The organism is Nocardia sp. NPDC001965, assembly GCF_053594175.1.
This window is the reverse complement of record NZ_JBSFDZ010000015.1, coordinates 88,941-112,331: the sequence shown is the minus strand read 5'-3', so window position 1 is coordinate 112,331 and position 23,391 is coordinate 88,941. Positions and strand designations below refer to the sequence as shown.

General features: G+C 67.7%; 24 protein-coding genes. 16 read left to right on the top strand and 8 right to left on the bottom strand.

Annotated features, from left to right (window positions below):
• Positions 1–35: 35 nt before the first annotated feature.
• The 3 genes from ACWCPQ_RS21505 to ACWCPQ_RS21495 all read right to left on the bottom strand — a co-directional run bounded on the left by ACWCPQ_RS21505 (position 36) and on the right by ACWCPQ_RS21495 (position 2,752).
• Positions 36–800 carry a phosphoadenylyl-sulfate reductase gene (locus tag ACWCPQ_RS21505; protein ID WP_449901513.1) on the bottom strand — a complete coding sequence of 255 codons (765 nt, stop codon included), beginning with the start codon at positions 798–800 and terminating at the stop codon, positions 36–38.
• A complete protein-coding gene (locus ACWCPQ_RS21500; RefSeq protein WP_449901510.1) occupies positions 797–2,530 on the bottom strand; it encodes a nitrite/sulfite reductase in 1,734 nt (577 codons plus the stop codon). Before ACWCPQ_RS21500 ends, ACWCPQ_RS21505 begins: the two co-directional genes overlap by 4 nt.
• Positions 2,531–2,659: 129 nt before the next feature.
• Positions 2,660–2,752: an Ms4527A family Cys-rich leader peptide gene (locus ACWCPQ_RS21495; protein ID WP_357054283.1), complete on the bottom strand. Its 93-nt coding sequence runs from the start codon at positions 2,750–2,752 to the stop codon at positions 2,660–2,662.
• Between the two features lie 208 nt (positions 2,753–2,960).
• Between ACWCPQ_RS21495 and ACWCPQ_RS21490 the strand changes: the two genes are divergently transcribed.
• Entirely contained in the window at positions 2,961–3,389 is a 429-nt protein-coding gene (locus ACWCPQ_RS21490) for an SgcJ/EcaC family oxidoreductase (protein ID WP_449901507.1), read from the top strand.
• Between the two features lie 24 nt (positions 3,390–3,413).
• Positions 3,414–4,622: a radical SAM family heme chaperone HemW gene (hemW, locus tag ACWCPQ_RS21485; protein WP_449901504.1), complete on the top strand. Its 1,209-nt coding sequence runs from the start codon at positions 3,414–3,416 to the stop codon at positions 4,620–4,622.
• Between the two features lie 18 nt (positions 4,623–4,640).
• On the opposite strand, the gene ACWCPQ_RS21480 is transcribed toward hemW, so the two are convergent.
• From ACWCPQ_RS21480 to ACWCPQ_RS21465, 4 genes are all read right to left on the bottom strand, one after another.
• Positions 4,641–5,195 carry a hypothetical protein gene (locus ACWCPQ_RS21480; RefSeq protein WP_449901501.1) on the bottom strand — a complete coding sequence of 185 codons (555 nt, stop codon included), beginning with the start codon at positions 5,193–5,195 and terminating at the stop codon, positions 4,641–4,643.
• Between the two features lie 154 nt (positions 5,196–5,349).
• Positions 5,350–6,240 (bottom strand): WXG100 family type VII secretion target, encoded by an 891-nt coding sequence (locus ACWCPQ_RS21475; RefSeq protein WP_449901499.1) that lies wholly within the window; start codon positions 6,238–6,240, stop codon positions 5,350–5,352.
• The gene (locus tag ACWCPQ_RS21470; RefSeq protein ID WP_449901497.1) at positions 6,240–6,584 is read right to left on the bottom strand and encodes a type VII secretion target; all 345 of its coding nucleotides are present in this window, start codon (positions 6,582–6,584) and stop codon (positions 6,240–6,242) included. Before ACWCPQ_RS21470 ends, ACWCPQ_RS21475 begins: the two co-directional genes overlap by 1 nt.
• Positions 6,585–6,591: 7 nt before the next feature.
• The gene (locus ACWCPQ_RS21465) at positions 6,592–7,248 is read right to left on the bottom strand and encodes a YbaB/EbfC family nucleoid-associated protein (RefSeq protein WP_449901494.1); all 657 of its coding nucleotides are present in this window, start codon (positions 7,246–7,248) and stop codon (positions 6,592–6,594) included.
• Between the two features lie 192 nt (positions 7,249–7,440).
• Between ACWCPQ_RS21465 and hrcA the strand changes: the two genes are divergently transcribed.
• The 14 genes from hrcA (at position 7,441) to ACWCPQ_RS21395 (ending at position 22,387) form a co-directional block, all read left to right on the top strand.
• Positions 7,441–8,472 (top strand): heat-inducible transcriptional repressor HrcA, encoded by a 1,032-nt coding sequence (gene hrcA / locus ACWCPQ_RS21460; RefSeq protein WP_449901493.1) that lies wholly within the window; start codon positions 7,441–7,443, stop codon positions 8,470–8,472.
• 437 nt (positions 8,473–8,909) lie between these two features.
• Positions 8,910–10,067, top strand: coding sequence for a molecular chaperone DnaJ (gene dnaJ / locus ACWCPQ_RS21455; protein ID WP_449901490.1), 1,158 nt, complete (start codon positions 8,910–8,912; stop codon positions 10,065–10,067).
• Between the two features lie 4 nt (positions 10,068–10,071).
• Positions 10,072–10,812 carry a 16S rRNA (uracil(1498)-N(3))-methyltransferase gene (locus tag ACWCPQ_RS21450; RefSeq protein WP_449901487.1) on the top strand — a complete coding sequence of 247 codons (741 nt, stop codon included), beginning with the start codon at positions 10,072–10,074 and terminating at the stop codon, positions 10,810–10,812.
• 192 nt (positions 10,813–11,004) lie between these two features.
• Positions 11,005–13,161 (top strand): PhoH family protein, encoded by a 2,157-nt coding sequence (locus ACWCPQ_RS21445; RefSeq protein WP_449901600.1) that lies wholly within the window; start codon positions 11,005–11,007, stop codon positions 13,159–13,161.
• A gap of 343 nt (positions 13,162–13,504) precedes the next feature.
• Entirely contained in the window at positions 13,505–14,074 is a 570-nt protein-coding gene (gene ybeY / locus ACWCPQ_RS21440; protein WP_449901485.1) for an rRNA maturation RNase YbeY, read from the top strand.
• Positions 14,075–14,079: 5 nt separating this feature from the next.
• Positions 14,080–15,402, top strand: coding sequence for a hemolysin family protein (locus ACWCPQ_RS21435; protein ID WP_449901597.1), 1,323 nt, complete (start codon positions 14,080–14,082; stop codon positions 15,400–15,402).
• The gene (locus ACWCPQ_RS21430) at positions 15,395–15,745 is read left to right on the top strand and encodes a cytidine deaminase (protein ID WP_449901483.1); all 351 of its coding nucleotides are present in this window, start codon (positions 15,395–15,397) and stop codon (positions 15,743–15,745) included. Before ACWCPQ_RS21435 ends, ACWCPQ_RS21430 begins: the two co-directional genes overlap by 8 nt.
• Positions 15,738–16,652 carry a GTPase Era gene (gene era / locus ACWCPQ_RS21425; protein ID WP_449901481.1) on the top strand — a complete coding sequence of 305 codons (915 nt, stop codon included), beginning with the start codon at positions 15,738–15,740 and terminating at the stop codon, positions 16,650–16,652. The genes ACWCPQ_RS21430 and era overlap by 8 nt, the downstream gene beginning before the upstream one ends.
• 233 nt (positions 16,653–16,885) lie before the next feature.
• Positions 16,886–18,475: a sensor histidine kinase gene (locus ACWCPQ_RS21420; protein ID WP_449901479.1), complete on the top strand. Its 1,590-nt coding sequence runs from the start codon at positions 16,886–16,888 to the stop codon at positions 18,473–18,475.
• A gap of 2 nt (positions 18,476–18,477) precedes the next feature.
• Positions 18,478–18,891 carry a roadblock/LC7 domain-containing protein gene (locus ACWCPQ_RS21415; protein WP_030523153.1) on the top strand — a complete coding sequence of 138 codons (414 nt, stop codon included), beginning with the start codon at positions 18,478–18,480 and terminating at the stop codon, positions 18,889–18,891.
• A complete protein-coding gene (locus tag ACWCPQ_RS21410; protein WP_449901477.1) occupies positions 18,888–19,247 on the top strand; it encodes a DUF742 domain-containing protein in 360 nt (119 codons plus the stop codon). Before ACWCPQ_RS21415 ends, ACWCPQ_RS21410 begins: the two co-directional genes overlap by 4 nt.
• Positions 19,228–19,854, top strand: coding sequence for a GTP-binding protein (locus ACWCPQ_RS21405; RefSeq protein WP_449901476.1), 627 nt, complete (start codon positions 19,228–19,230; stop codon positions 19,852–19,854). Before ACWCPQ_RS21410 ends, ACWCPQ_RS21405 begins: the two co-directional genes overlap by 20 nt.
• 23 nt (positions 19,855–19,877) lie before the next feature.
• Positions 19,878–21,134 carry a cytochrome P450 gene (locus tag ACWCPQ_RS21400; protein ID WP_449901596.1) on the top strand — a complete coding sequence of 419 codons (1,257 nt, stop codon included), beginning with the start codon at positions 19,878–19,880 and terminating at the stop codon, positions 21,132–21,134.
• A 41-nt stretch (positions 21,135–21,175) separates the two neighbouring features.
• Complete coding sequence (locus tag ACWCPQ_RS21395) at positions 21,176–22,387, top strand: cytochrome P450 family protein (RefSeq protein WP_449901474.1); 1,212 nt, start codon at positions 21,176–21,178, stop codon at positions 22,385–22,387.
• 73 nt (positions 22,388–22,460) lie between these two features.
• Here the strand turns inward: ACWCPQ_RS21395 and ACWCPQ_RS21390 are convergent, their stop codons facing one another.
• The gene (locus tag ACWCPQ_RS21390; RefSeq protein ID WP_449901473.1) at positions 22,461–23,381 is read right to left on the bottom strand and encodes a LysR family transcriptional regulator; all 921 of its coding nucleotides are present in this window, start codon (positions 23,379–23,381) and stop codon (positions 22,461–22,463) included.
• Positions 23,382–23,391: the final 10 nt, after the last annotated feature.

Below are 23,391 nucleotides of genomic sequence, written 5' to 3'. Positions count from 1 at the left end.
GTTACGCAAGCTGCCGCCTCCGGGCCCTGACTCGGTCATGCGGTGTGCAACCCACATTCGGTCTTGGCGAGACCGGCCCAGCGGCCGCTTCGCGGATCGGAACCCGGCTCCGGCTTCCGTGTGCACGGAGCGCAGCCGATGGACGGATACCCTTCCTCCACCAGGGGATTGACGAGAATCGAATGCTTCTCGATGTAGTCCTGCATCTCGTCGTCGGACCAGGGTGCGATCGGATTGATCTTCACCAGCCCGAAGCCTTCGTCGAAGGAGATGAGCGGCGCGTTGGCGCGGGTGGGTGCCTCCACGCGGCGGATACCGGTGACCCACGCGTTGTAGGGCGACAGCGAATTGCGCAGCGGCACGACCTTGCGCAGGCGGCAGCATTCGTTCGCGTCCCGGGCGAACAGATCCTTGCCCAGCAGCGCGTCCTGTTGATCCACCGTCTGCTCCGGGCGGGCGTTCACCACATTCACCCCGTACACCGCTTCCACGGCGTCGCGGGTGCCGATCGTCTCGGCGAAGTGGTAGCCGGTATCGAGGAACAGCACGTCGACGCCGGGCCGGACCTCGGCGGCCAGCTGGACCAGCACCCCGTCCTGCATATTCGACGCGACGATATAGCCGGTGCCGAAGTTCTCGTCGGTCCAGCGCAGCAGCTCGGCGGCCGAGGCGTGCGGGCCGAGTTCGGCGGCGCCGCGTTCGGCCAGGGCCTTCAGTTCCTCGGTGCTCAGTTTGGCCGGCAACTGTTTCTGCTCGGTTGTCACAGTGGGTTCTCCCGTCACCACGCTCGCGGGTTTCATCGCAGATCGGCTTCCTCGGCGCGAACGGCCCACTGTGCGAACCGTTCCCCGCCTTCGCGGTGTTTGACGAAATTGCGGACCACGCGCTCGATGTAGTCACCGAGTTCGGCGCTGGTCACTTTGTGCTGACGCAGTTTGCGTCCGAAGGCGCTGTCGAGGCCGAGGCTGCCACCCAGATGAACCTGGAAGCCCTCGACCTGATTCCCGTCGCCGTCGTCGACGAGCTGGCCCTTGAACCCGATATCGGCGATCTGCGACCGGCCGCAGGAGTTGGGGCAGCCGTTGATATTGATGGTGATCGGTACGTCGAGCTCGGCGTTTATATCGGCCAGCCGCTGTTCCAGCTCCGGGGCCAGCACCTGGGAGCGTTTGCGGGTCTCGACGAAGGACAGTTTGCAGAATTCGATCCCGCTGCAGGCCAGCAGATTGCGTCGCCAGACCGAGGGGCGCGCGTGCAGGCCCAGGGGCTCCAGTTCGGCGATGAGTTGCTCGACCTTGTCGTCGGCGATATCGAGCACGATCAGTTTCTGATAGGGCGTGAACCGGATCCGGTCCGAGCCGGCCCGCTCGACCGCGTCGGAAACCTTCGTCAGGATGCTGCCCGAGACGCGGCCGGCGATGGGGGAGAAGCCGACGGCGTTCAGGCCGTTGCGCAGCTTCTGCACCCCCACGTGGTCGATCGGGCGGCTCGGCTGCTCGGGCGCCGGGCCGTCGATCAGCTTGCGCTTCAGATACTTTTCCTCGAGGACCTCGCGGAACTTCTCGATACCCCAGTCCTTGATCAGGAACTTCAGCCGCGCCTTGGTGCGCAGGCGGCGGTAGCCGTAGTCCCGGAAGAGGCTCACCACCGCCTCCCAGACCTCGGGCACCTCGTCCAGCGGCACCCACGCGCCGACCCGCTGGGCCAGCATCGGGTTGGTGGACAGTCCACCGCCCACCCACAGGTCCAGGCCGGGTCCGTGTTCGGGATGCTCGACGCCGATGAACGCGACATCGTTGATCTCGTGCACTACATCCTGCTGGCCCGAGATCGCGGTCTTGAACTTGCGCGGCAGGTTGGAGTACTCCTTCTTGCCGATATAGCGACGCACGATCTCGTCGATCGCGGGCGTGGGGTCGAGGATCTCGTCGAGCGATTCGCCGGCCAGTGGGGAACCGAGCACCACGCGCGGGCAGTCGCCGCAGGCCTCGGTGGTCTGCAGGCCGACCGATTCGATCCGCCGCCAGATCTCGGGAACGTTCTCGATCTCGATCCAGTGGTACTGGACGTTCTCGCGGTCGGAGAGGTCGGCGGTATCGCGGGCGAATTCGGTGGAGATGCCACCCAGTGTGCGCAACTGCGCGACGTTCAGGGCGCCGCCGTCGCACCGGATCCGCATCATGAAGTACTTCGCTTCGAGCAGATCGATGTTCTCGTCACCGGTCCAGGAGCCGTCGTACCCCTGCTCGCGCTGGGTGTACAGACCCCACCAGCGGAAACGGCCACGCAGATCGCCCTTGTCGATACTGTCGAAGCCGTTCTTGGAATAGATGTTCTCGATCCGCGACCGGACGTTGAGCGGGTTGTCGTCCTTCTTGGACTGTTCGTTCGGGTTCAGCGGTTCGCGGTAGCCGAGCGCCCATTGGCCCTCGGCGCGACGGCGGACCGGTTTGCCGGTGCGGGCGCGCGTGGGCCGGGCGGCGGGGGCCTCGGCCTTCGCGGGGGTGGTGGCGTCGGTGCTCGACGTCATGAAGTCGCTCCTGCTGGGTTGGGCTTACGTCCGTGCTGAGGGCGCGAGGGGCTGACTCGCGCCCGCGGTGTCAGCGGGCCGAAATCCTCGAATCGGAAATGCCGGGAATCCGGGAAGGGCGCAGCTGAGCTACCGGGCGGAACCGGGCAGACAACAGGCGCTGCAGACGCGCTTGTAGTCGACGTGGCGACGTGCCACAAGTCGTACTCCGGATGCGCGCATGCGACCCATTGTGCCATGCCGATGCTCGCGTTCTGACCGCCCTACCAGTATTTCCCGCGAACAAGCGGGAAATTCCCAGGTTCACCGGGTCTATTTGTGACGGCTGTCATATTTCCACCGGCGGGGGTATCCGGACGCGCGATCGGCGGCGCCGGCGGTGAACCCCGGGGTTGACCTGAAGTTCGGTCGAGGTTGCAAGCTCTGCCTCATGACGATCGAAACCACGCAATCCGGTCACCGCCCGGCCGACACCGATGCCGCCACCACCGCTGTCCACGCCGTGGTCGCCGCAGTGGCCCGCGCCCAGGCCGACGAGGACATCGACGCATTCGCCGCTCTCTTCCGCGATGACGCCGTCTGGACCACCGGCCACGGAAAGCGGCTGTACGGAAGGAGTGCCATCGCCGAGTTCACCGCACAGGTGCTGCCCGGGGCGAGCGCTCACGGGCACGCGACCTATGAGGTCGAACACATTCTGTTCCTGCGACCCGATGTGGCCGCGGTGAAGGTGCGGCAGCGCTACTTCGACACCACGGGCGCGCTCACCGGCGAGGGAACGCCGATGTATGTCATGACCGAGGAGGACGGTCGCTGGGTGCTCACCGCGAACCAGAACACCCCGATCGTCGAGGGCTGATCCGCCCACGGTCACACTGGAGGGGTGAGTCCCGCCGCCACCACCACGCCGCACACCGACGTCTCCGCTCCGGTGCTGCGCGATTTCGGCGGCGGGCCCTTCGGTATCTACGTCCATGTACCGTTCTGCGCGACCCGCTGTGGTTACTGCGACTTCAACACCTACACCGCCGGTGAACTCGGCAGTTCGGCCTCGACACAATCGTGGGCGGAGGCGCTGCGCGTGGAGCTGGCGACCGCGGCCCGGGAGTTCGCGGCGCTGCCGTCGGCGACACCGCCGGTGACGACGGTCTTCGTGGGTGGCGGCACCCCCTCGCTGCTCGGCGGCGACGGTCTCGCGGGCGTGCTCGACGCGATCCGCGCGGAGTTCGACCTCGCGCCGGACGCCGAGGTCACCACGGAATCGAATCCGGAGTCGACCTCGCCACAGTTCTTCGAGCGGATCCGCGCGGCCGGTTTCACCCGTATCTCGCTCGGAATGCAGTCGGCCGCCCCGCACGTCCTGGCCGTCCTGGACCGCACCCATACCCCGGGCCGTCCGGTCGCCGCCGCCCGGGAGGCCCGGGCAGCCGGATTCGACCACGTGAACCTCGATCTGATCTACGGAACCCCGGGTGAACGCGACAGCGATCTGGACGCGAGCCTGGACGCGGTACTCGAGGCCGGGGTCGACCATGTCTCGGCCTATTCGCTCATCGTCGAGGACGGGACCGCGCTGGCCCGCCGGGTGCGCCGCGGCGAACTCCCCGCCCCCGACGACGACGTCCTCGCCGCCCGGTACGAGCGGATCGACGCACGGCTCGAAGCCGCCGGGCTCAGCTGGTACGAAGTGTCCAACTGGGCGGCCGGTGACGCCGCACGATGCCGGCACAACCTCGGTTACTGGGACGGTGGCGACTGGCTCGGCGCCGGGCCGGGTGCGCACAGTCATCTCGGTGGTGTGCGCTGGTGGAATGTGAAGCATCCCGCGCGCTATGCCGACCGCGTCGCCGGTGGCGGCCTACCCGCGGCGGATTGGGAAGACCTGACCGACGCCGACCGCTACCTCGAGCGCGTCATGCTCGCCCTGCGGCTGCGCACCGGTCTGCCGCTCGCCGATCTGGATACGGCGGGTAACGCCGCCGCGCGCCGTATGGCCGCGGACGGTCTGGTCAGGGTCGACGATGATCGGCTGGTCCTGACCGCACGCGGGCGGTTGCTGGCCGACGGGGTCGTCCGGGATCTGGTCGGCTGATCGCCGGCGCTGCGCCGGTCATTCGAAAAGTGCGTAGTACAAGCACAACCCACCGAGGACCAACGTCAGTGCACCGACCACCGCCGCCACCACGCGGTAGTAGCGCCAACCCGGGAACGTTTCCCGCGGTTCGGGGCCCAGCGCGCCCGCGGGCACATTGTTCAGCGGCGACTGATAGTGGACGGTCGTGCTGTGCCCGGACACCACCGGGATCATCGCGTCCGCGAAGCCGAACTTGCCGGCGGGGACGGTGGCGAGCAGGATTTTGAACCCGACGATCCAGTGCGCGACGGTTCCGACCCGCACATGGTGGACGCCCGGGGGAACGGGGATATGCGTCGTCCCCCATGCGGCATCCGCGATCCGGTGGCCGTTCACCACAATGCGTGGTCCGGCGAGCCACCGGTAGCAATGCGGCGGCACCGTCCAGGCGAAATACCGCGCTTCCACAACTATCCCGGTAGGCCCGGGTACGGGGGTGTACAGCGGCACGGGCGAATCCGGAGTCGCATCGTAGGGCAGGATGAAATCGGGCGGGAGCATCGTGCCGCGATAGGGCTGCCCGGGAGTCACCGGGCGGACGGGGGGAGGCTGCGGGACAGCCCGCGGCACTTGTTGTGGATGTGGTTGCATGGTGATCCTGCGTTCGCTCAGCGGGGAAGGGATGGCCTGCCGGGGCGCCCGCCGATCTCGCGGACCGGCCGGCGTGCGGTGTGGACCGTTGTCGTCAGGCAGGTGCGGGGGCTTCTTCGGAACCGGTGATCTCGTTGAGGATCGCGGCCAGGGCATGCCGGATCGGCGTCATATCCTTGAGCGCCAATCCGAGTTTGGTGAGCAGTACCGAGACCCGGACCGATTCCACAGTGATCCGGTTGGCCGCTGCGAATGCCACAATCGGCGCCGAAGTACCCAGCGACAGAGCCAGTTCGATGGTCCATCCGATCAGCGCGCCGACCAACGCCACCAGGATGTCCTGGACCATGGTGCGTACCGCGTCGACGATTTTCTGGGCTTTCTCCATCATGGTGGCGAGTCCGGCGGCCGCGGCACCGGCCGCTTCGATCCGGTCGATGGCGGTCGCGGCGTAATTGCGGTAGGCGGTGGCAGTTTCACCGGACCACGCGGCGATGTCCTGGTCGACGGCTTTCTTCCAGTCCGCGCCGATTGCTGTCAGCTCTCCCGCGATCTCGGTCCACGTCGCCGCGTAGGCCTCGACCATATCCGGGTTGCCTGCCAGCGCGTCGAAACTGCGCCGCAGGTACTCGCAATGCTCCAGCATCCATCCCGCGATCTGGCCGCCGGCGAATCCGAACGGGTCGGCCCATGCCCCCCACGCTGTGAGTCCGACGTCGACCGCACCGAAAGCAGCGCTGAGATAGTCCTCTTTCCGTAAATCGGATACAACTTTCCACGCGTCGAACGCGACTGTGCCCTCCAACGCCCCCCACGGCCCGTCTTCGCCGTCGAGGCCGATATTGGAGAAGGTGAACAGCGTCTCCTGGAAGTACTGCTCGCGGAAGTTCGTGCCCTCGGCGATCAACGGATTGCCCTCGGGGGCGGCTTCGTCGCCGAACCCCGGCAGCGACTCGTTGAGCCAATCGCCCACTTGATTTGCCATCACAGCCCCCCGGTGGCGCCGTCGACGGTCGTCTGCAGTCCCTCCAGCGCCTTCGAGATCGCGCCGTCGGCGCCCTCGAACGAATCCGCGTCGGCGGTGAGCTTCTCGGGTACAGCGTTCACTGTGCCGGTGAGATCGCTGATCGCCTGCACGGTGGCGGTGTGGTTATCGCTGAGCAGCCAGTCGACGATGGGCTTGGGGATCGCCCCGAAGCCGTCGTCGGCCGCGCTGATGTAATTCGCCGCTTCCAGCGCGGTACCGAGGCGCGCGGCGATCTGACCGATCGAGGTGGCGTGCTTGCGCAGGGCTTCGGGATCCACCTGTACGGGAATCGGATTCGACATCGCCGCCTCACACCAGCCACGAGGTGCGGCGATAGTATTCGCCTTCCTCGTCTTCGACATCGGGGATCAGCGACGAAGCAACCGGTAGTTGTTCCGGTGGTGCCGAGGGCCGCGGGGGCGCGGCTTCCGGCGCGACCGGGGGCCGGGGAGCCGGGGGTGGTACCGGTGACGGTGATGTCCGCGGTGGCTGCGGCGCGGCCGGTGATCCGGGCGGGACGGGATGCGGCGGCGGGGGCGGCTGCTGTGACCAGATGGGATCCGGCGCGGCGGGCGCGGTCGGGGAAGCGGACGCGGCGGTTTCCGGGGCGGCGTACCGGTCCTCGTACTGTTTGATGATGTTCGCGCCGATCGAGTCGTCGCCCACCACCTCGCGAATGGTGGCGGTCACCTCGCCGACCAGCGTTTCGCGGGCCCGGCGCAGACACTCCATCACCTCGGCCGACAACGCTGCCGGGCTTTTGCGGCGGATACCGTCGGTGAAGCGGATATCTGTCGGTGCACCGTTCGCGTCGACGACCACGACGACACTCTTGTCGCTGGAGGTGATCGTCACCGCCAATTGCGCCATCCGGGTCTGCACCACCTGGTAGCGCTGCGACTTGCGTTCCATCTCCTCGGCCCACCGGGCCAGGTCGGCGCCGCCCCGGGACGGATCATCGATCACGCGGAATTCCCCCCTCTGTGTATCTTTGATCATGCGGCTCCGACGCTAACATGCGCGCTACGACGGCACCGGGTGAATTCGTCCGGCGCAATTACACTGGGTAACGGACCCGGTGGTACGTGCGCCGGATCCACAGGACGCGGTGCGCCGGACGACCACATCGACGCGCGGCAAGGCTAGGAGGTGGGGTCGATGTCGAGCACCGAGGATCGGCGCTTCGAGGTCCTGCGGGCGATCGTCGCCGACTATGTCTCCACCAAGGAGCCGATCGGTTCGAAAACCCTGGTGGAACGGCACAACCTGGGTGTTTCCAGTGCGACCGTACGCAACGATATGGCCGTCCTGGAGGCCGAGGGTTACATCGCCCAGCCCCACACCAGTTCCGGCCGTATCCCCACCGACAAGGGTTACCGCCAGTTCGTGGACCGGATCGCCGAGGTGAAGCCGCTCTCGGTGGCCGAACGCAAGGCGATCATGCAGTTCCTGGAGTCGGGGGTCGATCTCGACGATGTGCTGCGCCGCGGGGTGCGGCTGCTGGCGCAGCTGACCCGGCAGGTCGCGGTAGTCCAGTACCCGACGGTCTCCGCGTCCACGGTGCGCCACCTGGAAGTGGTCGCACTGAACCCTGCCAGGCTGCTGCTGGTGGTGATCACCGACACCGGCCGCGTCGATCAGCGGATCGTCGAACTCGGCACCGTGGTCGACGACGAGGATCTGGCCGCCCTGCGCGGCATGCTCGGTGCCGCCATGGACGGTAAACGTCTCGCCGCCGCTTCCGCCGCGGTCGCCGAACTGCCCGAACAGGCACCACCCAAACTGCGCGATGTACTGATAAAGGTGTCGACGGTCATGGTCGAGACACTTGTCGAACATCCCGAGGAACGCCTCGTACTGGGCGGTACCGCCAACCTGACCCGCAATGCCGGGGATTTCGGTCTCCACGGCTCCCTGCGCAATGTGCTCGAAGCGCTGGAGGAGCAGGTCGTGGTCCTCAAACTGCTCGCCGCCGCCCAGCAGCCCGGCATGGTGACGGTGCGCATAGGCGAGGAGACACAGGTCGAGGAAATACGCGGTACCTCGGTCGTCACCACCGGTTACGGCTCCGCGGGCGCGGTCCTCGGCGGTATGGGTGTCCTCGGCCCCACCCGCATGGACTACCCCGGCACCATCGCCTCGGTAGCGGCCGTCGCCCGCTATATCGGCGAAGTACTCGCCGAACGCTGAATCGCCACCCGCTTCCCGCCCGCGAGAACTGTCGTGGGAACCGATCGCGTGTGCGATGGAACTCCCGCACCACCGATCGTCGAACACCCATCGCGCTGGAGGTTTGCCCAGCAGCCCGACCGGTGCATCAGCACGCATTGTCCTGCTCCGGATGGTCGACCTCAGTGGTCGGGCCCGCCCCGGTTCTGGAGCGACAGAGCGAAGGAGCGCAGCGACTGAGCGCCGGAGTGAAGAACCGGGGTCACGAGGGCCCGACCCCGCCCCGCCGGAGGCGGGGCAGGCAAACACAGCCTCGCTGTTACGCTCGTGTTCTCCGCCGATATAAAGTTGAGTCGACCAGACTAACCTCACGGGCGGGCGGCTCACCCATCAGGAGCCACGCGGCCGGCCTTGCGAGCCGGAGCCGTGGACAGCGACCAAGGACTAAGAGAACTCAAGTGGCACGGGACTACTACGGATTGCTCGGTGTGGGCAGGGATGCCTCCGACCAAGAGCTCAAACGCGCGTATCGCAAACTGGCTCGCGAACTGCATCCCGATGTGAACCCGGACGAGGCGGCGCAGACCCGGTTCAAAGAGGTCTCCGCGGCGTACGAGGTGCTCTCGGATCCGGAGAAGCGGCGCATCGTCGATATGGGCGGTGACCCGCTGGATGCCGGTGGCGGCGCGGGCGGTTTCAGTGGCGCCGGTTTCGGTGGCCTCGGTGATGTGTTCGAGGCTTTCTTCGGCGGGATGAGCGGAGGCGCCGGTGGTAACGCGCGCAAGCCGCGCGGCCGGGTGCAGCCGGGCGCGGATTCGCTGGTGCGCACTCGGCTGAGTCTGGCCGAATGCGCGGTGGGGGTGACCAAGCATCTGACCGTCGATACCGCCATCCTGTGCGATCTGTGCCAGGGGGCGGGTACCAACGGTAATTCCAGCCCGGTGCGTTGCGAGACCTGTGGCGGCGCCGGTGAGGTGCAGTCGGTGCAGCGGTCGTTCCTCGGCCAGGTGCTGACCTCGCGTCCCTGCCCGACGTGCCGGGGTGCCGGTGAGACGATCCCGGATCCCTGCCACAAATGTGGTGGTGACGGCCGGGTGCGGGCGCGCCGGGAGATCGCGGCGCCGATTCCGGCCGGGGTGGCCAACGGTATGCGGGTGCGGCTGGCCGCTCAGGGCGAGGTGGGTCCCGGTGGCGGGCATGCCGGTGACCTGTACGTGGAGATCGTGGAGCAGCCGCACGACGTGTTCGTGCGCGACGGTGACGATCTGCACTGCACCGTCCGGGTGCCGATGGTGGACGCGGCGCTCGGTACGACCGTGGTGATCGACACGATCATGGACGGCCCGACCGAGCTGAGTATCGGTCCCGGTACGCAGCCGGGGGAGATCTCGGTACTGCGCGGGCACGGGATGCCCCGCCTGCGGTCGAGCGCGCGCGGCGATCTGATGGCGCATCTGGATATCGTGGTGCCGAGCAAGCTGGACAGTAAGCAGACCGATCTGCTGCGTAAGTACAAGGGCTTGCGGGTCAAGGACAAGGCCGAGGTGATGTCGGCCCAATCCGAGCACAACAGCGGTTTGTTCGCCCGTCTGCGCGCCTCCTTCAGCGGACGCTGACCCGGTGGCCGCGACGGTCTTCTACCTCGACGAGATCCCGGAGCCCGGGGCTGTCGCGGTACTGGACGGCGCGGAGGGGCGGCATGCGGCCACCGTGCGCCGGATCCGGGCCGGGGAGGCTATTACGCTCTCCGACGGCCGGGGCGTGGTGGCGGAGACGGAAGTCGTTGCCGCGCAGAAGAATCAGCTCGATCTGCTGGTCCGGGACCGGCGGCGCGCGGTTCCCGCGTCGCCGGCGGTCACCGTGGTTCAGGCACTGCCGAAATCGGAGCGTTCGGAGCTGGCGGTCGAGTTGATGACCGAGGCCGGCGCGGATGTGATCGTGCCGTGGCAGGCTGCGCGCTGTGTCTCGAACTGGGAGGCCAAAGCGGACAAGGGTGTGACCAAATGGCGATCGGCGGCCAGAGCCGCCGCCCGCCAGTCGCGGCGCGCCTACATTCCCGAGGTCACAGCCCTGCAGCGCACGTCGGAGGTGGTGGACGCGGTCCGGGCCGCGACGGCGCGGGGCGCGGTGGTGGCGGCCTTGCACGAATCGGGCACCGCGACCTTCACGGGGCTCCCTTGGCGTTCCGCGTCGGCGGTCACTGTGATCGTCGGCCCCGAGGGCGGCCTCGATGAGGCAGAACTGGCCGCGTTGGCCGGGGCAGGTGCCGAAGTGGTGCGGCTGGGTCCGACGGTGTTGCGTACCTCGACCGCCGCCGCGGTGGCGCTGGGGGCACTCGGAGCGCTCACTTCGCGGTGGTGACGAGCGACCGGACATCCGGTGGTGCAGGTCTTCGGCGCGGTGGCCGGGCGAAATTCCACTGGGACCTGTCGGGGCCGGGAGTTAGACTCTGGGCAGCGACTCCCGTTCGCAACCAGTTCCACCAGCGGCGCGTCACCGCAGCTCCGAGACCGGAAAGCAGGCCATAGCGACTACGTGCGATCACAAGGCGATATCGGCGATCAGAACCCCTCCGCGGCCGGGGTCGGGGCCGCGGGGCCCGCGGCACGCACCGTTCGTTCCAGCATCGAGCTCGCTCCCGAATCGGTTTTCCCGTTCCTGGGCTCCGCCGACGAGAACCTCCGTGAACTGGAGAGTCTGCTCGCCGCGGATATCCATGTACGTGGCAACCTGGTCACCCTCACCGGGGCGGCGGGGGAGGTGGCGCTGGCGGAGCGGGTCGTGGAGCAACTGGTCGCGCTGACCGGCCGCAATCGGGTGATCACCCCCGAGGCGGTGCGGCATACCGTTTCGATGCTCACCGAGGGAAGTTCGGAAGCTCCCGCCGAGGTGCTGAGCCTGGACATCCTCTCGCGGCGTGGTAAGACGATCCGCCCGAAAACGCTCAATCAGAAGCGCTATGTCGATGCGATCGACGAGAGCACGATCGTTTTCGGTATCGGTCCGGCCGGTACCGGTAAGACCTATCTGGCCATGGCCAAGGCGGTGCAGGCACTGCAGACCAAACAGGTCAACCGGATCATTCTCACGCGTCCCGCGGTCGAGGCGGGGGAGCGGCTGGGGTTCCTGCCCGGCACCCTCAACGAGAAGATCGACCCGTATCTGCGGCCGCTCTACGACGCGTTGCACGACATGATGGATCCGGAGGCCATTCCCAAGCTGATGGCCGCCGGGGTCATAGAGGTCGCGCCGCTGGCGTACATGCGTGGCCGTGCTCAACCACTTTTCACCAAGGTGCTGACTCCGGAGGGCTTCCGACCGATCGGCGATCTGGAGGTCGGAGACCTCGTAATCGGTTCGGACGGCCGTCCCACCCACGTGCTGGGGGTTTTCCCGCAGGGCTCGAAGGAGATCTATCGGGTCCATACCCAGGATGGCGCATCCACCCTCGCGTCCGCGGATCATCTGTGGTCGGTGTACACGCGAGATGATCGTCGCCGGAACAAGCCCGCGCGGGTACTGGAGACGAAGGAGATGGTCGGCAATCTGCGTGCCGCGCACTGTCACCGCTATGAGCTCCCGCTGCTCAGCGAACCGGTCTGTCTCCCGGCTCGCCCGGTCCCGATGGACCCCTACGCGCTGGGTCTGCTCCTGGGCGACGGATGCCTGACCGGTAGCACGACACCCGAGTTCTCGACCGAGGATCCAGAACTGGTCGAGATGCTGGTACAGGCGGTGCCCGGCATCGTGGTCCGGCGAACCTCTCAGGTCGACTACGTATTGAAACGAGACCGGCAGCCAGGCGAAGTCATAACACTGGAGAACCCGATCACCGGTGTTGCGCGTCGGCTGGGGCTCGCAGGCACGCGCTCGAGCACGAAATTCGTACCCGAGCTGTACCTGAACAACGACGCCTCGGTGCGTCTCGGCGTACTCCAGGGCCTGTTGGACTCCGGCGGAGGACCGGTTGTGCCGGAGGGCCGGACTTGCCGTATCCAGTTCTGCACCGTCTCGGATCGGCTCCGCGACGATATCGTGTTCCTGGTGCGTTCCCTCGGCGGTATCGCCTACACGGGGACGAAACCGGCCGCAGGTCGCAAGCCGGGACCGGCCAACGGGCGCCCGGTGTTGCACCGGCACGATGCCCACACCGTCGACATCCGGCTACCTGCCGGGATCGAACCATTCCGCCTCGCACGTAAAGCGGCGAAGTATTCGGCCGGTGGCGGCCGGCCCATGCGTTTCATCGATCGTATCGAGCCCGCCGGAACCGAAGAAGCAGTCTGCATCCAGGTCGCCGCGCAGGATTCGCTGTACGTGACCGAGGATTTCCTACTCACCCACAACACGCTCAACGATTCGTTCATCATTCTGGACGAGGCGCAGAACACGACCGCCGAGCAGATGAAGATGTTCCTGACCAGGCTCGGGTTCGGCTCGAAGATCGTGGTGACCGGTGATGTCACCCAGGTGGACCTGCCGCACGGTGCGCGGTCCGGCTTACGGGCGGCCTCGGAGATTCTCACCGGTATCGAGGATATCCATTTCGCCCAGCTCACCAGCAGCGATGTGGTCCGGCACCGGTTGGTCTCCGATATCGTCGACGCGTACGAGAAGTTCGAGGCCGAGGCCAGGCCGCCGGTGGGCCCGCCGCATATGTCGGGGAACCGGGCGCAACGGCGGGCGGCGAGCCGGACGGCGCGGCAATAGGCGTACCTCCGCATTCGCTCCGGCCGTGCGCGTTCGTATGGTGACCGGTCGTCCATAGTGCCGGTTGTGGTGGGCCTCGGCGTACCTTCGCGTTCGCTGCGGCCGTGCGCGTTCGTGTGGTGACCGGTCGTCCATAGTGCCGGTTGTGGTGGGCCTCGGCGTACCTTCGCGTTCGCTGCGGCCGTGCGCGTCGTGCGTACCTGTGGGTTCGCTGCGGTCGTGCGCGTCGTGCGTACCTGTGGGTTCGGTCCGGGCGTGCGCTGTGTGCGTAGCTCCGCGTTCGGCGCGGGCGGGCGCGGAGTGTGGATGGGCTGTGTCCGGGGGGACCCATTAGGCTGACCAGGTGAGTATCGAGATCGCCAACGAGTCGGGCATGGAAGTGCCCGAAGAAGACCTGGTGGGTGTCGCCCGGTTCGTGATCGACCGGATGGACGTGCACCCGGCCGCCGAACTGTCCATGGTGCTGGTGGATCTCGACACCATGAGCGATCTGCACATGCGCTGGATGGATCTGCCCGGTCCGACCGATGTGATGTCGTTTCCGATGGACGAGCTCGAACCGGGTGGCCGGCCGGACAGTCCCGAACCGGGTCCGTCGATGCTGGGCGATATCGTGCTCTGCCCGGAATTCGCGCTGGACCAGGCCGCCAAGGCCGGTCATTCGCTCGATCACGAACTCGCCCTGCTCACGGTGCACGGAGTGCTCCATCTGCTCGGATACGACCATGCGGAACCGGCCGAGGAGAAGGAGATGTTCGCCCTGCAGGGCCGATTGCTCGAACAGTGGTACGAGGAACTGCGGGAGGAGCAGCGGCGGGCCGAACTGGCCGCCCGGGACGCCCGGCTGCTGGGCAAAACAGGTTTCGCGGCACCGGAGGACAATCGCTCCTGGCCGGGTGACGCACACGCGTGAACGAGATGACCCTGCTGTTGGTCGCCGTTTTGCTCGCTGCTGTCGGTGGTGTCTTCGCCGCGGTGGATTCGGCGTTGAACACCCTGTCACCGGCCCGGCTCGACGATATGGCACGCAGCGACCGGCCCGGTGCGGTGCGGCTGAGCCGGATCGTGGACGACCGGCCCCGGTTCGTCAACCTCATGGTGCTGTTGCGCATCCTGTGCGAGATCACCGCGACCGTGCTGCTGGCCGCCGCGCTGAGCAGTTTCATGGACAGCGGCTGGGCGCTGCTGGTGACGGCGGTGGTGATGGTGCTGGTCTCCTATGTGGTGATCGGGGTGGGGCCGCGCACCCTGGGGCGGCAGCACGCCTACACCATCGCGCTGGCCGCGGGGTTGCCGCTGCAGTTCATCGGTGCCCTGCTGGGGCCGGTGAGCAGGCTGCTGATCCTGCTCGGTAACGCGATCACCCCGGGCAAGGGCTTCCGTAACGGCCCGTTCGCCTCGGAGATCGAATTGCGCGAAGTGGTCGATATGGCGCGCGAACGCGGGGTGGTCGCCGACGACGAGCGCCGGATGATCCAGTCGGTGTTCGAGCTCGGGGACACTGCGGCCCGCGCGGTGATGGTGCCGCGCACCGAGATGGTGTGGATCGAGACCGACAAATCGGTGGCGCAGGCGATGTCGCTGGCCGTACGCAGTGGGCATTCCCGGATCCCGGTGATCGGCGAGAACGTCGACGATATTCTCGGCGTCGTCTACCTGAAGGATCTGGTGCCCTACGCCGATCGCGGGCGCAGCGTCCGGGTGCGCGAGGTCATGCGCGATGCGGTGTTCATGCCCGATTCCAAACCGCTCGACGATCTGCTCGACGAGATGCAGCGGCGGCGCAACCATATGGCGCTGCTGGTGGACGAGTACGGCGGGATCGCCGGTCTGGTGACCATCGAAGATGTGCTCGAGGAGATCGTCGGTGAGATCGCCGACGAATACGACACCGATGAGACGCCACCCATCGAGGAGATCGAACCCGGCCGGTACCGGGTGTCGGCGCGTTTGCCGATCGCCGATCTGGGAGACCTGTACGGGCTGCCGATCGACGAGGAGGAGGTCGACACCGTCGGCGGGCTGCTCGCACACGAGCTGGGGCGGGTGCCGCTGCCGGGCGCCGAGGTGGTCGCGCACGGTCTGGAGTTGCGCGGCGAGGGCGGGGCCGACGCGCGCGGGCGCGTACGGGTGCACACCGTCGTGGTGGGGCGGGCGCCCGAGCAGAATACGGATACCGATCCGGGATCGGAGCGGGAACACCCGTCCACCCGGCAGGACGAGGGAGCAGGCGATGAGTGAGCTGGATGCCGAGGACAACAAGTTGCTGGTGCTCGCCCGGGGCGCGCTCGGTCGCACGGGTGGGTCGGCGGGTGCGGCGATCCGCGATACCGACGGCCGTACCTATGCTGCCGGGGAGGTCGCGTTGCAGGCCCTGCGGCTGACGGCTCTGCAGTCGGCGGTGGCGGCCGCGATCTCCAGTGGTGCGGAGGGTTTCGAGGCCGCGGTGGTGATCGGCGGGAAGTTCGCGGATGCCGGAGTGGCCGCGGTGCGGGAGGTCGCCGCGGGCGCGAAGATCATCTTCGCCGACGCGTCCGGCGCGGTGTTCGATATCGCCGAGGGCTATGAGGCGACCGATGCCTGATCCCGCCGAGGGGGAGTTCCGTTCCGGTTTCGTCTGTTTCGTCGGCCGGCCCAATACCGGCAAATCGACGCTGACCAATGCACTGGTGGGTGCGAAGATCGCGATCACGAGTTCGCGGCCGCAGACCACCCGGCACACCATCCGCGGCATCGTGCACCGCGAGCACACCCAGTTGATCCTGGTCGATACCCCGGGCCTGCACCGGCCCCGGACGCTGCTCGGTCAGCGGCTCAACGATCTGGTGCGCGATACGTATTCCGAGGTGGATGTGATCGCGCTGTGTATCCCGGCGGACGAGAAGATCGGTCCGGGGGACCGCTGGATCGTGCAGCAGGTCCGGCAGATGGCACCCAAGACCACGCTGCTGGGTGTGGTCACCAAGATCGACAAGGTGAGCCGGGACCAGATCGCCCGCCAGTTGATGGCGGTCTCCGAGCTGCTCGGGCCCGAAACCGAGGTGGTTCCGGTTTCGGCCACCAAGGGCGAGCAGATCGAGGTCCTCGTCGATGTGATCGCTTCCCAGATGCCGCCGGGTCCGGCGTTCTATCCCGACGGGGAGCTCACCGACGAGCCCGAGGAAACCCTGATGGCCGAGCTCATCCGGGAGGCGGCGCTGGAGGGGGTCCGCGACGAACTGCCGCATTCGCTGGCGGTGGTGATCGAGGAAGTTCTTCCGCGCGAGGAGAACGAGGACATGCTGGACGTGCACGCGCTGCTGTACGTGGAGCGGCCGAGCCAGAAGGCGATCGTCATCGGCAAGGGGGGCGCCCGGCTCAAAGAGGTCGGGACGAACGCGCGCAAACAGATCGAGCACATTCTCGGCAGTCGCATCTATCTGCATCTGCACGTGAAGGTGGCCAAGGACTGGCAGCGCGACCCCAAGCAGCTGGGCAAACTGGGTTTCTGAGGCCTGCGGACGGCGCATCGGCCGACCCTTTCCCGACACTGGAAGTTAGCCGAGGTTCGGCTTTCTCCCAGTGGCGGAGGTTGGACCAGACCGATATGCTTCGGCCCGTACCCGAATCGGTCGGAGTGAAACCATTTTTCGTCCGACGATTCGGTAACGGGCACGATGTGGTGCCGGATGCGGGCTCGGGTTTGGGTCGGCACGACCAAGCACGAGCGGGGGGTACCCGACCTATGTACGAATCCGTGCCGGTGGCCTCGGCCGGGGGGATGAGCCGACGGCAGCTGCTGGCTCCGGCGCTGGCCCTGGGGATCTCGGTCACCGTGGGTATCGGGCTTCTCGCCGCCGCCATTCTCTCGGTGACACCCGCGGACCGGATGATCACGGCCGTCTGGATTTCGGTCGCGGTGGTCGCGGCCTGCACGGCGGTCGCGACGGCCGTGTACTTCCGCGCGGCCCTCACCGCCGAACAGCGCCGCAACAGCGAAATACTCGACCACCTGGTGCGAATCGAGCGCCGCGCCGCGACCGCCGAACAGGCCGTGGCGGCGGAGAAAGAGATCAGCGCGACCAGTGAACGCCGCCGCCTCGCCGCCATCGCGGCACTGGCGAACGCGGCCGGCCGGATGCAGGCCATGACCACCAGCATGCTGGCGAGCCTGCAGGATCTGGAACATCGATACGCCGATCAGCCGGTGCTGGCCGATCTGCTGAAGATGGATCACGCCACCGCGCAGGCCGGGCGGCTGGCCGACAGTATCGCCATTCTCAGCGGTGCGCGCACCGGTCGGCGCTGGGCCAAACCCATTGTCATGGAACGTATCCTGCGCGCGGCCATCGGCCGGGTCGGCGGATATCAGCGGGTGCGGTTGCGGGCGATCGTCGATATCGCCATCGCCGGGCACGCCGCCGAAGGTGTCATCCACGCGCTGTCCGAACTCGTCGACAACGCGTGCCGGTTCTCTCCGCCCACCACCGAGGTGCACATCTACGCCGCGGAGATCCCGGCCGGTCTGGTGGTGACCATCGAGGACAGCGGGCTGGTGATGAGCGAATCCTCGCTGCACCGGGCACAGCTCACCGTCGCCGGTACCGAAGGCGACGCCGCCGAGGGGCTCTCCTCGCTCAACGGCACCCGCTTCGGGCTCGCCGTCGTGGGCCGGCTGGCCCGCAAACACGGTCTCACCGTCAGTTACCGCCCGTCCGCGATCGGCGGCACGGCGGCAGTCGTGATGATTCCCCGGGAACTCACCGCCCGGATCGAACCGCCGGTCACTCCGGCCCTGCCCGCCGGGCATTCCGCCGGGCAGGCCGGCCTGCCCCCCGGCACCGGTGCCGCCCCCGAATCCGGCCCCTTCGCTGTCGTCTCCGAAACCGGGGCACGCTTCCGTTCCGCTCCCGCGGATCCCGGCGCGGCCGACTCGGCCCGCATCCGTCTCGGATCCGGGAACACCGCAGCGGACCGGCATGTCTCGGGTCGGCACAGCATCCCGCAGCACAGTTTCGGTGAGTTCCCGGTGGCGGCGGCGGAAACCGAGGCGACCACCACCACCGTTCTGCCCAAGCGGCGCCGGGGCAGCACGCTGGCGGCCGCGCATCCCGAAGGTCTGCCCGATCCCGACTCCTTCGACGGTGCCGCCGCACCCGATTCGCCCGCGAGACACCGCTCGTCGGCGTCGTCGCTGGGCGCATTCCAGCGGGCGGTCACCGGACGTGCCGGAGACGAGGCCCAGCCGTTCGGCGGACCGATCCAGTCGCCCGGCAACGACGCCGGGCGGCTGTCCCGTCACTCCATGACAACCGACCGGGAGAACGATCGATGACGATGACATCGGATCCAGCGCAATTGGATTGGCTGTTGCAGCGACTGCTGAGCGAGACCGCGGGCGCGCGGCACGCGGTACTGCTGGCGGCGGACGGTATCCAGATGTGCCATACCGCGGGACTGTCCATGGACCAGGCCGACCGGCTGGCCGCGATCGCCTCCGGCGTGCAGGCGCTGGCGGGTAGTGCCTCGGCCGAGTTCGGCAACGGCCGCGGTGGGGTCCGCCAGTCGATGACCGAGTTCTACGGGGGGATCCTGTTCATCGTCGGCGCCGGCGCGGGCGCCCAGATCGCGGTGCTGGCCGACGACGACGCCGATGCCGGCCTGGTCGGTGCCCAGATGGCGGCGCTGATCGAACAGGTCGGGGAGTATCTGTCCGCACCGCCGCGAGGGAGCCGAGCGAGGCTGCTGTGAACCGGCCCGGCCGCGACGACGAACCCGACCGTTTCTACACGCTCACCGGTGGTCGCGCCGCCCCCACCACCGAGGAGTTCGATCCGGTGACCCTGGTGGTCAGCGAATGCGCGCCGGCGGCGGCGATGCAGTACGAACACGCGGCGATCCTGTCCATGTGCCTGCAGCCGACCGCGGTGGTGGAGATCGCCGCCGAACTGCGGCTACCGATCGGCATCGCGACGGTCCTGGTCGCGGACCTGTTGCACGCAGGCAAAGTCACCGTTCGCCATCCCGACCTGGATACGGGTCCCTACGGTGACACGTTCGATATCGACATGCTCGAGAAGGTGCTAGTTGGACTCCGTAGCCTATGACGACCGCCCCACACGCGCCCGGGCGCCACTGAGCAATTCGGTGCGGCACGCCCTGAAGATCGTCGTCGTCGGCGGTTTCGGGGTCGGGAAGACGACCATGGTCCGCGCGGTGAGCGAGATCCAGCCGTTGGACACCGAGGCGGTGATGACCAACGCCGGTGTCGGCGTGGACGATCTGTCCGGGGTGACCGGGAAGACGACCACTACCGTGGCCTTCGACTTCGGCCGGATCAGCCTCGCCGAGGAATATGTGCTGTATGTGTTCGGCGCGCCCGGCCAGGAACGGTTCTGGTTCCTGTGGGACCGGTTGTTCACCGGGACACTGGGGGCGGTGGTGCTCGTCGATCCCCGCCGGATCAGCGATTCCTGGTACGCGATCGATCGGCTGGAACACCAGGGCACCCCGTTCGTGGTGGCCTGCAATTCCTTCGAACCGATACCGCCCGCACTCGACGAGGTCCGCGACGCCCTCGATCTCGACCCGCACGTTCGGCTGTTCTCCTGTGACGCGCGTTCCCGGACCTCCAGCAAACAGGTGCTGATCGGGCTGGTCGAGCACCTCATCGAACGGCAGGTGCCACCGGCGGTAGCGGAGGTACGGTCGTGAACCGTCCGGCCTACAGCACCGGTATGTCCCCGGGCGGCTGCCCGGTGTCCCCGAGCGGTGCCGTCACCCTGGACGGCCCCGGTTTCCATACCGATCCCGCTCTGCTCTACACCCGGATGCGGTCCGAACACGGACCGGTCGTCGCGGTGGAACTCATCGGCGGGATCCCGGCCTGGCTGGTGATCGGGTACCGGGAACTGCACCAGGTCACCACGGACGGTCTGCTCTTCCCGCGGGATTCGAGTCTGTGGAACCAGTGGCCGCTGATCCCGCCGGACTGGCCGCTGCTGCCCATGGTCGGCCGGCCGCAACCGGGTATCTATTTCACCGCAGGTGCCGCGCACGCCCGGCATGTGGGCCTGGTCGAACCGGCGCTGGAATCGGTGGACCCGTTCGCGCTGCGCACCGCCTGCGAACAGCTCGCCGACGGGTTGATCGACCGGTTCTGCGGCCGCGGTCACGCCGATATCGTCACCGAATTCGCCGAACTGCTACCAGTGCTGACGCTGGCCTGGATCATGGGTGTCCCCGAATCGGACGGCCCCTATCTCGCGCACACCATGCAGACGCTGTGCGACGGTGGCCCGGAGGCGCCGGCCGCCTATCAGCGGTTCACCGAGTACATGCAGCAGCTGCTGGCGCAGAAGAAGGCTGTACCGGGGCAGGATCTGGTGTCGCGGATGCTGGCACATCCCGAACCGTTCGCCGACGAGGAATACGTGCTGAACATGCAGTCGGTGACCGCGGCGGGCCATCTGCCGACTGCCGACTGGATCGGTAATTCGATCCGCCTCATGCTGGTCGACGACCGGTTCGCGGCCGCGTTCGGTGCCGCCCGGCACAGTATCGGGCAGGCGATGACCGAAGTCCTGTGGGAGGACACCCCCACTCAGATCCTGGCCGGGCGCTGGGTTTCCCGCGATACCCGCCTCGGCGAGGCGCTGGTGCGGCGCGGTGACATGCTGCTGCTGGGGCTGGCTGCCGCGAACGCCGATCCGCATATCCGCCAGTACTCCGGCGACGGCGCCGAACCCGCCCATTCGGGTAATGCCGCGCATTTCGCGTTCGGCCACGGCGAATACCGCTGCCCCTATCCGGCCCAGCAGATAGCCGAGATCATCGCCCGCACCGGGATCGAGGTCCTGCTCGACCGGTTGCCCGATCTGGATCTCGCCGTCGCGGCCGAGTCCCTGGTCCGGCGGCCGTCACCCTTCCTGCGCGGATTCACCGCGCTACCGGTCGATTTCACACCCGTTCCCGCCGTTGGAGGTGGCTCGTGAGCCAGCATTGCCCGCACAGTGCGGCCCTGACAATCGACCCGATGGTCGCCGATCTCGCGGGCGAGACCCGCACCCTCACCGAAGGTCCGGCACTCGCCCGGATCGAACTGCTCGGCGCGCCCGCCTGGACGGTGACCCGGCACAATCTGGCCAGGCAGCTCCTCACCGACACCCGCCTGGTGAAAGATCACACGCAGTGGAATCTGTGGCAGTCCGGCGCGGTGACCCGGGCGTGGCCGTTGATCGGCATGATCGATGCCGGGCGGTCCATGTTCACCGTGGACGGTGCCGAACACCGCCGGCTGCGGATCAAGACCACCCGGGCACTGGCGCCGCGCCGGCTCGGCACGCTGCGACCGAAGATCGAACAGTTCACCGCCGAACTGCTCGACGATCTGGCCGCGGCCGGTGCCGCGAACGAGGTGGTGGATCTGAAGCAGATATTCGCCTACCCGCTGCCGATGCGGGTCGTCAGCGAGCTGATGGGGGTGCCGCGCTCCGACCACACCATGCTGCTGGAGTCGTACAAGGCGTTCTTCTCGCTGCTGACTCCGCACGAGGAGCGGATGCGGGTCTTCGCCGAACTCGACGACTACTACACCGGTCTGATCAAGGAGAAGACGGTCCACCCGGCCGACGATCTGACCTCCGATTTCATCCACGACGTGGCCGCGGGCGAAACCCCGCTGACCGAGGCGGAAGTGCACGGCAACCTGAAGGCGCTGGTCGCCGCGGGGCACGAGACCACCGTCAGCCTGATCGTCACCACCGTCCGCGCTCTGCTCGCCCATCCGGAACAGCTGGCGGCGATCCGGTCCGGCGATCGCACCTGGGCGGACGCGATCGAGGAGACGCTGCGCTGGGACGGCCCGGTCATCCACCTGCTGATGCGGTTCGCCACCGAGGACATCACCGTCGACGATGTCACCGTCGAAAAGGGCGACGGTGTCGTCATGTCCTATCGGGCGATCGGGCGCGACCGCGACCTGCACGGCGCGGATGCCGACACCTACGACATCACCCGGCCCACCGCGAACCGCAATATCTCGTTCGGCTTCGGCCCGCATATCTGCCCCGGCGCGGCCCTGGCCCGACTCGAAGCCTCGATCGCTCTGCCGGCGCTCTTCGACCGCTTCCCGGACCTCCGGTGCGCCATGCCGCTGAGCGAGATCGGTAATCTGCCGGTCCTCACCCAGAACGATCCGGCGGCGTTCCCGGTTCGGCTCGGTGATCGGCCGACTGGGCAGCCCTGACAGCGCGGCGGCCGGAGTGAGTGAGGCCCTCTCCCCGTCGAGTGGAGGTCTGCGCTCGGCCGCGGGTGAAGCATTACGCCGGAAAGGCGCGGCCGCTCCGCTCCGCGTCCGCCGTTCGGTGCAGCGCTTCGAGCAGGTGCCGCACGGCGGGCGCCGCCGGTCCGGGAGGTACGGCCAGCGACGTCGTCACCGATTGGCCGGCGAGAGGCCGGATCGCTACCCGGTGCACGGTCGGCAGGGCGGCTACCTCGTAGAACACCGTCCATGACGGCCGGTCCGCGGCGATATCGGTGAGGCTCTGCTGCAATGTGGTGAACGGCGGGCCCGCAGGTGGGTCGATCCCCGCGCTCCGGCATGCCGCGGTGACCAGGTCGTGGAAAGGCGGGTTGGATTCCCGGGCGGCCAGGCGTAGCGGCAGCTGCCCCAACTGTTCGAGCCGCAGTTCGGCCTCTCCCGCGAGCGGATGATCCGCCGGTAGCGCCACATAGAGCGGATCGGCCCACACCTCGAGTACTTCGAGGCCGGCCGAATATCGCAGGGCGCGCACCAGGGCGGCGTCCAGTTCCCCGGAACGAACCGCGGCGAGCCGTTCGGCCGGTGCCAGCCGCCGGGGCCGGACCTGCAGGCGTGGCGCGACAGCGGCCAGCTCGTCCAGCGCGCGGTACATCCGGTTACCGGGGCCATGCAAGGTCCCCAGTCGCAATACGCCGTCGCTGCCCGTCGCGATATCCGCGGCGGTATCGGCCATCCGCCGGGTGGCCGCGAGCACGAGCCGGGCTTCGCCCAGCAGCCGTTCGCCCGCGCCGGTGAGCCGGACGTGGCGAGTCGATCGGTCGAGCAGCAGGACACCGAATTCTCTTTCCAGCCGGGCGATCTGCTGACTCACCGCCGACTGGACGATGGTGAGTCGTTGCGCCGCCCGCCCGAATCCGCCCTCTTCGGCGACGGCGACGAAATACTCGAGCTGCCGTAGTTCCACCGTGCCTCTATTCATCTGGATCCGT